Source organism: Sphingorhabdus sp. SMR4y (assembly GCF_002218195.1).
Classification (GTDB): Bacteria; Pseudomonadota; Alphaproteobacteria; order Sphingomonadales; family Sphingomonadaceae; genus Parasphingorhabdus.
The window spans coordinates 702,165-713,874 of sequence record NZ_CP022336.1 but is presented as its reverse complement, the minus strand read 5'-3'; the positions used below and the strand labels follow the sequence as shown (position 1 = coordinate 713,874).

The following is an 11,710-nucleotide window of genomic DNA, read 5'->3' as shown; positions in this document are numbered from 1 at the left end:
CGCCCAGCAAATCCAGTGCATGCCGAATTAGCTCAGCTGGTAGAGCAACCGCCTTGTAAGCGGTAGGTCATCCGTTCGAGTCGGATATTCGGCACCATTTTTACGGATTGCAGTCAATCATGGTGATCGACGACCGCAAAAATCCCGCCGTACGAGCAAGGATCTTTCCGATCATCTGGCTTCATCGACTGGCAAGCCAGATTTCTGGCGACCGCTGGGAGAACAGGCTGTCCGCCGAAGTTTTGGCGAAGGCGGACCTGATGCCTCTTGCATAGATTCGGCGGATGGCTTCTCCAGCCGCAACAAAGCTACCGATTTCCACAAATATCTGACATCTGGATCAGGTCAGGCTTTTTCCGATAAAGACGTTCAAAATAAAAAGCCCCGCCGATCTCCCGGCAGGGCTTTCCCTATCGTTATTGTTTCAAATCAGAATTTGAAGCCGGCTCCGATGCCATAGCGCCGGGGCTCCAGCGTGAAGACATTGGTGTAGAGACCCGAAGACTGGTCGGTCACGTAGAGACCGGTCTCCGAATTGCTGTCGAAGATATTCTGGACAAACCCGCGGACATACCAGCGGTCATCCGTACCGTTCAGCTGAATCTGGGCATTGGCCTGGGCGTAGCCGTCGATCCGGTTGACATTGCCGTTGAAGATGCTGCCATAGCTCTCGCCGGTATAAGCCAGGTCAACACGCGGGACCAGGCTCATGCCATTGTCGAAGTTCATGGTATATTGAACGCCGACGGAGAATTTCAGCTTTGGCGCCTGAGGCAGGTCATTTCCCCGAATATTTTTCGGCACACCGGCAGCGAAATACTCAATTCCGCCAAAGGCCGCCGGGTCCAGACCGCCGCCGGCAAACGCACCCGCCGCAGCGGCTTCGAGAACGCCGCAAATACCGAAGGCACCGGTGGAGGCAATGCCGCCATCAGCCGGGAAAGCAACCGTTGGCTGGAGCCCTGCTCCGGCAGCCAGTCCGGGAACCAGACCGGCGTTGATTACTCCGTTCACGCTGTTGACGAAGGCATTCACCCCGGCAGCATTTCCGGATGTGGAAGTGACGGCACAGTTGGAGGCATTGGTGATATCCTTGATGATCACGGCATCCGAGCGGCCACCGCCGAAGTCACGCGGATCGCTGTTGAATGTATCCCCCTTCACTTCGGTGTGCAGATAACTGAAACCCATGTTGATCATCCAGTCCGGATCAGGGCGGATAATCGCCTCGATTTCCGCACCGTAGATATCCGCATCGATATTCTCGTTCACCGCGGTCCGGGCGACAATTTTGCTGAGCTGCAGATCCTTATATTTATAATAGAAGGCCGTCAGGTTGAGTTGCAGCGCGCCATTGCCAAAGGTGTTCTTCGAACCAAATTCGAACGCATCAACCTGCTCGGGCCGGAAGGATTCCGGGACCTCGAAAATGGGCTGCAGCGGCGGGTTCAGACCGCCTGACTTGTAGCCACGGGAATAAGAAATATAGACCAGATTGTCGTCGGATATCTTGTAATCGAGAACCGCGCGGCCGGTGATTTCGTCGTTTTTGACCTGGCGGTTCTGGAAAATCTGATTGCCTGGTGTGCCAGGGTCCGCATCGAATGATCCGACAAAGGGAGATTCGAACGCGTTGGTCGTCTGACTATAGGGAACCAGGAAACTGGCTAGCGTCGACCGCGCCTGCACGTTCTTCTTGTCATTATTATACCGCAAACCGCCCGTCAGCTTCAGACTGTCGCTGATGTCGAAATAGACTTCACCGAACAAGCCATAGGATTTGACAGTCAGATCATCCGTATTGTTGCGGAAATAGGGCGTGCCGAGATATGACGGATCCAAACCACCACCCAGAGACGTGAAGCTGCCAAGCAAACCGGCAACATAGTCGATCGCGAACGCATTCACATAATAGCTGTTCTCGGTCAGATGATAATCTGCGTAGATCGCACCGAGAAGGAAGTTGAACGGGCCATCCAGATCGCTCGAGATAATGGCCTCCGCCGACCAGCTGCTGTTTTGCTGGTTCGATCGGTCATATTGCAGCGGCGTTGTCGCACAATTGCTGTTGCCGCCAAATGACCCGAGACCAATCGTGTCTGTGTCCGAGGTACAAAGCACTCCATTCGGACCATTGGGAATGATCGCCGAAGCAAGGGGCGCAAAATAGGATGCCGGAAGGCCGGGAACAAGCCCCGCTGCAGCGGCAGCGAGTGTGTTCAATGCAGGTGCATAAATGTCGCGGCGGCCGATATTGTTATTATAATCCTGGCGAGAATCCAGTTTCACTTTCTGATAGGTACCGGAAAGCTGCGCGCTGATCGGGCCGAAGTCATGCTCGATCTTGCCCTGGAAGGTCAGTTCGCTGGTAAAATATTCCGGCGTGAAAGCGGTGTTGACCGTGCGCGGGTCGGAAGGAATGCCAATGCCTTCATATTGATCGGGACCATAGAGGCTGCCCAGAGCGAAGGCCGTCGGTATGCCTTGCGTTGCGAGAAACTCCTGCGAAGACAATGCGGCCGTGAAAGTTGCGTTGGCATTGAATGCCTGGGCATCGCGGCGGTTGTTCAGACATCCCAAGATACCCGTCTCGTCGCGCTGGCAATATTGTTTCTGGATCCGCATCCGGTTGTCGTCTTCGCGGAAATAGGACGCCATCAGATCGATCGTCGTATCGGGCCCCGGTTCAAAACGCAGCGAGCCACGGATCGAATAGAGTTCGCGGTCATCCAGATCGGGGCCTCCATTGAGGTTGGTCGTGTAACCGTCACGTTTCACATAGATTCCGGCCCCACGGAAAGCGAGACTGTCGCCGATCGGCAGATTGACCATGCCCTTGACCTTGAGCGCGTTATAATTGCCATATTCCACGTCACCCGCGGCCTGGAACTCGCCCATGTTCGGCTTGGCGGTAACCACATTCACAACGCCTGCCGTCGCGTTCCGTCCGAACAATGTGCCTTGTGGTCCGCGCAGGACTTCCACCCGCTCCAGATCGAAAAATTCCGTTTCGAACAGACGCGTCGAGAAAAGGGGCTGATCGTTCAGGTGGATCGCAGTCGCCTGATCGCAGGACACGCCGACACACAGATCGCCGATCCCGCGGATCGTGAAGCTCGAACTTGTGAAATTGGTTTTGGTAAACGTGATATTCGGAAGCGTGAGCTGGAGATCGGAACTATTCTCGATCTGCTGCGCCTCGAGCGCCTCTTGTGAAAATGCGGAGACCGCAATCGGCACGTCCTGGGCGCTTTGCGCCTGGCGTTGTGCGGTGACGATAATGACATTGCTGTCGATGATACCATCATCCTGACCCTGCGCCATGGCAGGTACGGACATTCCAGATATAGCTGTAGCAGCCAACAGTAGCGATTTACGCATTTCTCTCTCCCAAATCCCAACATTCTCACCGGAGAGTGAAGCTTTTGCTCATCCCCCCGATGAACGAACATTCAACTAATCGCGCGATTAAGTCCAGACGGAATTATAAAAATGCATCATATCTTTACATTTTTGCATCGAAACGGGACAATTTGATGCAATTGGGATACAAAAAGGCCCCGCCGGTTTCCCGGCAGGGCCCAAAATTGTCATGATCGTTCAATATTAGAATTTGAACCGGACGACACCGCCGTAAGTACGTGGCGCGCTTGGGTAGCCGGAAACCGTCCCGGCCTGCGCAACACCATCAAACACAGTCGTTATATACTGGTCGTTGAGCAGGTTGCGAACATAGGCACCAACTTCCAGGCCGTTCTCAAGCTTGAGTGTCATCGAGCCGTTGACCAGATTGACTTCCCGATCGAAAATCTGGGTATTGCCAAGCGCGGCGTTATAGGTTGGCAGGCCGTTGTTGATCGGCGTGTTGCTTTCATGACTATAGTCAATTCGCGTGATCAGCATATTTCCGCTTGCGCCGAATTCATGGGAATAGGTCGCGGACGTCGAAATTGCGAATTCCGGAATGCCACCAGGGGTTTGACCGCTCAGATCACCGAGAACACTGCCCGGGAAATCGTCATATAGCGGATCCAGATAGGTCATCGCAAAGGTGAACACCAGGCCGTCGGCCGGATTGATGTTGCTGTCAAACTCGAAGCCCTTGACCGACTGCTGACCGGCATTGCGCAAGGCAAAGCCGGTGCCGGTGAAGGCGAGGCTCTGGAAGCCTTTGATAGTCTGGTCAAACAGTGCGAGGTTGAAACCGAAGCCCGGCCAGTTGCCTTTGAGACCCACTTCATAGACGGTGGCATTTTCCGGTCCCGCGAAGCGTGAACCGCTTCTCAGATTGGGCACCGCCAGGCCGGCGTCAAGAATGGGCGAAGACGGCGCAGCGAATGTCGATCCGCCCGGGCCCGCAACATAGTCGGTGTTGGAAGGCCGGCTGTCGCGCGACAGGTTTACCGAGCTCGCCTTGAAGCCAGTTGCATAGCTCGCATAGACATTGACCTCGTTGGAGATCGCATAGGATGCGCGCAGCAGATAGGTGAACTTGTCATCCCGGGTCTTGCCGTCTTCAACCGCGTTCGGAATGGTCACAAACGGAGGCTGGAACTGGAACGCGGAGAGACCGAGCAACGGATTGACGTTGGGATCGGTTGCCGCATCAAGCAGAGCCTGCTGGGTCGTGGCCGGAAGCGCCTGGAACTGGTCCCTTGTGGTCACGGTTCCGCTGGTCGCGCCGACAATGAAGGCATCAACCAGATTGATCTGGCCCAAAGGATCGAAGCTTTGCTGCGCGAGAGCGAAGTCCTTCTTGTCATCGGTATAGTTGAAACCACCGGTGAAGACGAGGCCGTCGACCGGTTCAAAATCAACCGTTCCGAAGATCGAATAGGACGTGTTGTCCATCGAGAACTGCTCGGAGGTCAGCAGCGGAGTCAGGAAAATCGACTCCTGCGGCAGGCCGAGAGCCAGTTCCACGCCGTTAAACACGCTCGGGTTGCCCGCAATCACATCCGCCGGGTCTCCGCCGGCCAGGATTTCGAAGAAATCACGAATCTGCGTGCCGTTCTCGATCTGGCTTCGCTGCGAGATGCTTTCATCGAAATAATAGCCGCCGAGCAGGAAGTTGACCGGACCGTCGAAATCGGACGCAACGCGGAATTCCTGCGTGAATGTCTTCACTTTCTGGTTACGGGTTTCGTTCGCAATATCCAGGCTGGTATAGTCGATGTCCGATACGAACAGGTTCTTCAATTCCCGATAAGAGGAAATCGACGTGAACGAAAGCGGCCCAGTGTCGTAGTTGACCTGGATAGATCCGCCATAATTGTCGACCTTGTTGATCGGAACCTGATTGAGATAGGCGTCATAGCCGAAACGGTCAGTCGAGAACTGGCCGCCGAGCAACTGGATTGCTCCGGCGGTTGGTCCGGCAACAACCGTTGTCACCTGACAGCAGACCTCGTCGATCCGCGAATAATCAGCAATTGCACGAATGGTCAGATCGGGCGTTGCCTCGATCAGCAACTGGCCGCGGGTCGACCAGCGGTTCCGGTCGTTCTGGTCAACTCCGAGATTGACGATCTCGGCATAGCCGTCGCGGCGATTATAGCTTCCGTCAACCGAGAAGGCGATATTGTCTGTCAGCGGGCCGGTAACATCGCCCTTGACGACGACATTATTGTAGTTGCCGTAAATCGCTTCAACCGATCCGCCAAATTGGAATTGCGGTTCGCGCGTGACAACCGAGATAACACCGGCAGAAGCATTTTTGCCAAACAGGGTGGATTGCGGGCCGTTGAGAACCTCGATGCGCTGGACATTGGGAAGGTCCGACAGCGCCGCAGCCGAGCGGGACCGGAACACGCCGTCAATGAATACGCCGACCGAAGGCTCGATGCCGAAATTGTTGTCGCCGTTACCGAAACCGCGAATGATGAAAGTCGATGCCGAAGAAGTCTGCAACTGGCTGACGCGCAGCGAAGGAGCGACCGTTTGCAGATCGAGCACATCGCGAATCTGGGCGTTTTCAAGGGTCGCGCCGGTTGTTACCGAGACCGAAATGGGGGTTTCCTGCAAGGTGGTTTCGCGCTTGGAGGCCGTGACAACGATGACATTATCGTCAAACGCGACTTCTTCCTGTTCGTCCTGCACGTCCTGTGCGTAAGCAGGCGATACGGCGATCACGCCGCTCAATGCTGTAGCGGCCAAAAATTTCGAAATTTTCATATAATTCTCCTGCGCTCCGGCTTTTCCATCCGCGAGCTTGTAATGAAATGGGTCAAACTACCCATTGTAGGCGGGGAATTGGTCGAAATGTCGCAAATAGTCCAGCAGATAAACGACAGAAACCGGCCATAAAGCCGCAATATTTGTGGATTTTGAAATATAGTTGCAATCAAGCCACAACTATCTGATTTTCCGGGAGATGGTGCCCCTGGCCCGACTCGAACGGGCACTCCTTGCGGAACTGCATTTTGAGTGCAGCGCGTCTACCAATTCCACCACAGGGGCTCCGGCTGTATCATTCGTGGTACAGCGAAATCGTGGCTCTGTTAGCGAACAGGCTCTGCGCTGGCAACGGCTTTTTCCGCTGCCGGTCCAGTCGCCACCAATTCAGTACAGGAGAGCGCCGAGGCTTGTCTGGAAAATCCAGAGTGGAAAAGCCGCGATCGCCATCAGACTGCCGAGCGGCATCATCGTTGCCGCGTTAACCGGTCGGCCGCGCAGTCGCCATGAAATCGCAACCAGCAGGCCGACAAGGCTGGCGCCCAGAAGTACCAGTGGCAGCGCCTGCCAGCCCAGCCAGCAGCCGATTGCTCCCAGCATCTTGGGATCACCGCCCCCCAGACCGTCACGGTTTTTGACGGCTCTATATATGGCAGCTATTATCGCCAGAGAGACAAAACCGGCCACGCCACCGATCAGTCGGTCTTGCAGCACAGGTTGGAAAGACAGCAGGCCGGCCCCCAGTCCGGACAGCGCCAGCGCTGCCGTCAGTCCGTCGGGCAGCCAGTGGTGCTTGGCATCAAGCGCCGCCAGGGTCAGCAATAGCCATCCGAACAAGGCTCCTGCCAGCCCCTGCAGGCCGGGTGCCGTCAACAGGGCAATGCCGCCGACCAATGCAGCCGCCAGTTCGATTGCCACATGGTCTCGGGCAATGGCTCCGCCGCAACTCCGGCATTTTCCCGCTTGCAGGAAAAAGCTCATCACCGGGATCAACTCCCCGGCGCGCAGCTTGTGCCCGCAATGGTCACAGGAAGAACGGCCGCCGATCACCGAGCGGCCCTCCGGCCAGCGTAATATCAATGTCGCCAGAAAGCTGCCGATTATCAGGCCGAGAAACACGCCGGCAAGAGGCATAATATAAGTCGGCAACGGGCGCTCCACAGCAGAATGGAGGGAACGATTGGCACGGCCAGCTCCAGCATTCAATGGCACAATTGAAAAACCCGCTGCCCGCGCCTATGTCCATTCCAAGATTCGCGCCTGTCTCTGGCAGCGCGCCCAACCCAGAAAGGCCCATCCATGTCCAATTCCGATCCGATCGTCATTCTTTCCTACGCCCGCACCCCCATGGGCGGCATGCAGGGGGCCCTGGGCGAGGTCAGCGCGTCCGATCTGGGCGCGGTGGCGGTCAAGGCTGCTGTCGAGCGCGCCGGTGTCGAAGGCGCCGATGTCGAACGCATCTATATGGGCAATGTCCTGTCCGCCGGCCAGGGCCAGGCCCCTGCCCGTCAGGCAGCAATTTATGCCGGCCTGCCGCAATCGGTCGAGGCGACAACGGTCAACAAGATGTGCGGATCCGGCATGCAGGCTGCGATCATGGGCGCTGAAGCCCTTGCGGCCGGTTCGATCGACATGATCGTTGCTGGTGGCATGGAAAGCATGACCAACGCGCCCTATCTGCTGCCAAAGATGCGAAGCGGCGCACGGCTTGGCCATACCGAGGCGAAGGATCACATGTTCCTCGACGGACTGGAAGACGCCTATGAGCCGGGCCGGGCAATGGGCAGCTTTGCCGAAGAAACCGTTGGCGAATATCAGCTGACCCGCGATGCGCAGGACGCCTATTCGATTGAATCGCTGGCCCGCGCCAAGGCCGCTGTTGAAGGCGATGCCTTTGATGACGAAGTCGTCGCGGTCGAAGTCAAGACCCGCAAGGGCAGCGTCACCGTCGACAAGGACGAGCAGCCGCTCAAGGGCAATCCGGACAAGATTCCCCAGCTTCGCCCCGCCTTTGCCAAAGACGGCACGATCACCGCAGCCAATGCTTCCTCCATCTCGGATGGCGCAGCGGCCATGGTGCTGACCCGGGAAAGCGTAGCAGAGGCCATGGGCCTGAAGCCGGTAGCACGGATCGTCGGCCATTCCGCGCACGCTCATGCGCCTGCAAAATTTACGACGGCTCCGGTTAGCGCGATCCAGAAGCTGCTCGACAAGACCGGCTGGTCGGTTGCCGACGTTGATCTCTGGGAAGTGAACGAGGCCTTCGCCTGCGTTGCCATGTTTGCGATGCAGGATATCGGCATCAGCCGCGACAAGCTTAACGTCAACGGTGGTGCGACCGCTCTGGGACACCCTATCGGTGCCAGCGGCGCGCGGATCATGGTAACACTGGTTGCCGCCCTCAAAAAACGCGGCCTGAAAAAAGGTGTCGCGGCCCTGTGTATCGGTGGCGGGGAAGCTACCGCAGTCGCGATTGAACTGATCGACTGATCATTTCAGCGGTTCGTCGCCCCAGATATCCTTCATGCTGATATATCCCTGACGCCCGGTAACGTCGAACAGGCACCAGCCGTTTTCGCAGAGGGATAGACTGCCAACCACTCCCGGTTCGGCCCGCCAGACGATTTTGGCGGCCGGATCGGGCAAGGCCCGCATCGCGACCGGCTTGCCTCTGGTCGCCAGCACCAGGGCGGTTCGGGATGCGCTGAGCAGACGCGCATGCATCCAGCCCTGGGTGCCTTCATGATCCTCGACCTTGCGCCAGGCCTTGTAGCGGGCCAGTATCTTGATCGGCAGCTTCTCGCGCTTGTAAATCCACATCGTCGGATATTCGGTGCTCGGGCCGGTCCGCATTCGTGCTTCCGGCTCGTCGATCGACGCCCAATAGGGCGGCTCCTGTTGCGCCGCAGCAGGCGATGCCAGCGACAGCCCCGAAATCGCGACAAGCATATAAGCCGAAATACGCATGATGATTGTTTACTCTTCCCCAATTGCGCAAAGCATAGCCTGAAAACTGCGGCCGCTTCAAGAGCCAGCTGCTTGACCTGAACCGAAATTCAGGCATAGCAACGGGTCTATGTCAGACTCACCAGCTATCTCGAAACCCCGTGTCATCATCACTCGTGAATTGGCGGATTCCAATCAGAATCGCATGTGCGAGCTGTTTGATGCCGTGCCCAATTACAGCGACAAGGCCTTTTCCCGAGACGACCTGATCGCGGCCATGGCGGATTGCGATGTCCTCGTGCCCACCGTGACCGATCATATCGATGCGGAAATGATTGCCAATGCGCCCGACCGGCTGCGCCTGATCGCCAGTTTCGGCGCGGGCGTCGACCATATCGATCTGGCCGCGGCCCGCGCGAAAAAGATTCTGGTCACCAACACGCCCGGCGTTTTTACCGAAGATACCGCCGACATGACCATGGCGCTGATCCTGTCCGTGCCGCGTCGGCTTTCGGAAGGGGAAAAGCTGGTTCGAACCGGTGAATGGGAAGGCTGGAAACCGTCGGGCATGCTCGGCCATTGCATCGGCGGCAAGAAGCTTGGCATCATCGGCATGGGCCGCATCGGTCAGGCCGTCGCCCGCCGCGCCTCCGGCTTTGGCCTCTCGATATTCTACCATAACCGCCGGCAGTTGCCGCCAGCGGTCGAGGAATCGCTGCGCGCCAATTTCGTTGCCGACCTCGATGAACTGGTGAGCGAGTGCGACATCATCTCGCTCCATTGTCCGCACACGGCAGAAACCCATGAAATGATCAATGCCGAACGGATCGGCATGATGAAACCCTCTACCTATCTGATCAACACCGCGCGCGGTGATCTGGTCAACGAGGATGCCCTGATCGACGCTTTGCAGAACGAGAAGATCGGCGGTGCCGGTCTCGACGTCTACCGGAATGAACCTGCTATCGATCCGCGTTTTCTGGCGCTCAAGAATACGGTCCTGCTTCCCCATATGGGCAGCGCGACCTTCGAGGGGCGCGAAGCGTCCGGCGAACGGGTGATCACCAATATCCGGGTCTGGGCGGATGGTCACCGGCCACCCGATCAGGTGCTTGAAGGCTGGATATAAGCTTTCCGTTGAGTCCCCTCCCCGTCTGGACTAGGAATTCCTTGCAATCTGATTCGCAGGCGCGAGCAGGGATAATAAAATTATAGCAGCGGGGATCATCATGAAATATCCAGTCAAATCCTTAGGCGCATTGCTAGCGGCCAGTCTGGCTTCGTCTCCGCTCCACGCACAATTGCCTATCGACCCGGCGATCGCCGCGGATGTGGCGAACAGCGGTGACACGGCCTGGATATTGACATCCAGCGCACTGGTCCTGCTGATGACCCTGCCCGGTCTTGCCCTGTTCTACGGTGGCCTGGTCCGGTCGAAAAACTTTCTGTCGGTATTGATCCAGTGCATGGCCGTGGCCGGAATTTGCTCGGTATTGTGGGTCGTCATCGGCTACTCTCTGGCCTTTGGTCCGGTTACCAACGGGTTCCTGGGCAACGGCTTCAACACCATGCTGAACAATCTCGGCAATGTGCGGGAAGCGACCGCGATACCGGAGTCCGCCTTTGTCATGTTCCAGCTGACCTTCGCGGTGATCACGCCGGCCCTGATGATCGGCGCCTGGGTTGAACGCGCGCGCTTCGGGTGGGTCGTGGCCTTTTGTGCCCTCTGGCTGCTCGTCGTCTATGCGCCGGTCACCCATTGGGTCTGGGGCGGCGGCTGGCTGAGCAATCTCGGCGTGCTGGATTTTGCCGGCGGCATCGTCGTTCACACCACCGCCGGCGTATCGGCGCTGGTTGTCGCGATCATGCTGGGCAAGCGTATGGGATGGCCAAAAACCCTGATGCTGCCGCACAGCCCTGCCCTGACTGTTACCGGTGCTGCGATGCTCTGGGTCGGCTGGTTCGGATTCAACGGCGGCTCCGCACTGACCGCGACCGACGATGCATCCGCAGCGATTATCAACACCCATGTTGCGGCCTCGATGGCCGCTCTGGTCTGGATCCTGATCGAAAAATTCAAGGTCGGCAAACCCACTGCGGTCGGCGTTGCCACCGGTGCCATTGCCGGGCTTGCGACGATCACACCGGCCGCCGGCTTTGTCGGCCCCGGCGCGTCCATCCTGATCGGCACGGCTGCGGCCATCGTCTGTTTCTTTGCCGTCGGACTGGTGAAAAACGGCTTCAAGATCGACGACAGCCTCGATGTGTTCGCGGTCCACGGCGTTGGCGGGATACTCGGCAGCCTGTTGCTCGCACTGTTCATCTCCGACAGTTTCGGTGGCACCGGCTATGCCGAAGGCATGGCCTTCGGCAGCCAGTTTGTTGCTCAGCTTATCGGTGTCGGCGCGGTCGCCATCTGGTCGGCGTTCGCTACGGCGATCCTAGGTTTCGGCATCAGCTATATCCTGCCAATGCGGGTCAGCGAGGACGATGAGCGCGATGGCCTGGATATTTCCAACCATGGCGAACGGGCGTGGGATCTGGATTGATCGCCACACCCTCTCCCTGACGGATGCAGCGCTGCCAATGG

8 protein-coding genes and 2 tRNA genes are annotated in these 11,710 nt (G+C 57.6%); 5 read left to right on the top strand and 5 right to left on the bottom strand.

Annotated features, from left to right (window positions below; translation table 11 throughout):
• The first annotated feature begins 21 nt into the window (after positions 1-21).
• Positions 22-97 (top strand) — tRNA-Thr (locus tag SPHFLASMR4Y_RS03345).
• 22 nt (positions 98-119) lie between these two features.
• The gene (locus tag SPHFLASMR4Y_RS17015) at positions 120-275 is read left to right on the top strand and encodes a hypothetical protein (RefSeq protein WP_186266035.1); all 156 of its coding nucleotides are present in this window, start codon (positions 120-122) and stop codon (positions 273-275) included.
• Positions 276-429: 154 nt separating this feature from the next.
• Here the strand turns inward: SPHFLASMR4Y_RS17015 and SPHFLASMR4Y_RS03340 are convergent, their stop codons facing one another.
• The 4 genes from SPHFLASMR4Y_RS03340 to SPHFLASMR4Y_RS03325 all read right to left on the bottom strand — a co-directional run bounded on the left by SPHFLASMR4Y_RS03340 (position 430) and on the right by SPHFLASMR4Y_RS03325 (position 7,323).
• Positions 430-3,381 carry a TonB-dependent receptor gene (locus SPHFLASMR4Y_RS03340; RefSeq protein WP_089132298.1) on the bottom strand — a complete coding sequence of 984 codons (2,952 nt, stop codon included), beginning with the start codon at positions 3,379-3,381 and terminating at the stop codon, positions 430-432.
• Between the two features lie 225 nt (positions 3,382-3,606).
• Positions 3,607-6,174 (bottom strand): TonB-dependent receptor, encoded by a 2,568-nt coding sequence (locus tag SPHFLASMR4Y_RS03335; protein WP_089132297.1) that lies wholly within the window; start codon positions 6,172-6,174, stop codon positions 3,607-3,609.
• 200 nt (positions 6,175-6,374) lie between these two features.
• Positions 6,375-6,459 (bottom strand) — tRNA-Leu (locus SPHFLASMR4Y_RS03330).
• A gap of 102 nt (positions 6,460-6,561) precedes the next feature.
• A complete protein-coding gene (locus SPHFLASMR4Y_RS03325) occupies positions 6,562-7,323 on the bottom strand; it encodes a prepilin peptidase (protein WP_313906759.1) in 762 nt (253 codons plus the stop codon).
• 150 nt (positions 7,324-7,473) lie between these two features.
• On the opposite strand from SPHFLASMR4Y_RS03325, the gene SPHFLASMR4Y_RS03320 reads away from it, so the two are divergent.
• On the top strand, positions 7,474-8,664 hold the full coding sequence (locus SPHFLASMR4Y_RS03320) for an acetyl-CoA C-acyltransferase (RefSeq protein WP_089132296.1): 1,191 nt from the start codon (positions 7,474-7,476) through the stop codon (positions 8,662-8,664).
• Here the strand turns inward: SPHFLASMR4Y_RS03320 and SPHFLASMR4Y_RS03315 are convergent, their stop codons facing one another.
• Positions 8,665-9,141, bottom strand: coding sequence for an SH3 domain-containing protein (locus SPHFLASMR4Y_RS03315; RefSeq protein ID WP_089132295.1), 477 nt, complete (start codon positions 9,139-9,141; stop codon positions 8,665-8,667).
• Between the two features lie 109 nt (positions 9,142-9,250).
• Here SPHFLASMR4Y_RS03315 and SPHFLASMR4Y_RS03310 point away from each other — a divergent pair, with 109 nt between their 5' ends.
• Positions 9,251-10,249 (top strand): 2-hydroxyacid dehydrogenase, encoded by a 999-nt coding sequence (locus SPHFLASMR4Y_RS03310; RefSeq protein WP_089132294.1) that lies wholly within the window; start codon positions 9,251-9,253, stop codon positions 10,247-10,249.
• Between the two features lie 100 nt (positions 10,250-10,349).
• Positions 10,350-11,669, top strand: a complete 1,320-nt coding sequence (locus SPHFLASMR4Y_RS03305; protein ID WP_089132293.1) for an ammonium transporter — start codon at positions 10,350-10,352, stop codon at positions 11,667-11,669.
• Positions 11,670-11,710 lie beyond the last annotated feature (41 nt).

Excerpts from the sequence above, each read along its gene's own strand:
- SPHFLASMR4Y_RS17015 (WP_186266035.1), top strand. The coding sequence starts at position 120 with ATGGTGATCGACGACCGCAAAAATCCCGCCGTACGAGCAAGGATCTTT.
- SPHFLASMR4Y_RS03340 (WP_089132298.1), bottom strand. The coding sequence starts at position 3,381 with ATGCGTAAATCGCTACTGTTGGCTGCTACAGCTATATCTGGAATGTCC.
- SPHFLASMR4Y_RS03315 (WP_089132295.1), bottom strand. The coding sequence starts at position 9,141 with ATGCGTATTTCGGCTTATATGCTTGTCGCGATTTCGGGGCTGTCGCTG.
- SPHFLASMR4Y_RS03320 (WP_089132296.1), top strand. The coding sequence starts at position 7,474 with ATGTCCAATTCCGATCCGATCGTCATTCTTTCCTACGCCCGCACCCCC.
- SPHFLASMR4Y_RS03335 (WP_089132297.1), bottom strand. The coding sequence starts at position 6,174 with ATGAAAATTTCGAAATTTTTGGCCGCTACAGCATTGAGCGGCGTGATC.
- SPHFLASMR4Y_RS03305 (WP_089132293.1), top strand. The coding sequence starts at position 10,350 with ATGAAATATCCAGTCAAATCCTTAGGCGCATTGCTAGCGGCCAGTCTG.
- SPHFLASMR4Y_RS03310 (WP_089132294.1), top strand. The coding sequence starts at position 9,251 with ATGTCAGACTCACCAGCTATCTCGAAACCCCGTGTCATCATCACTCGT.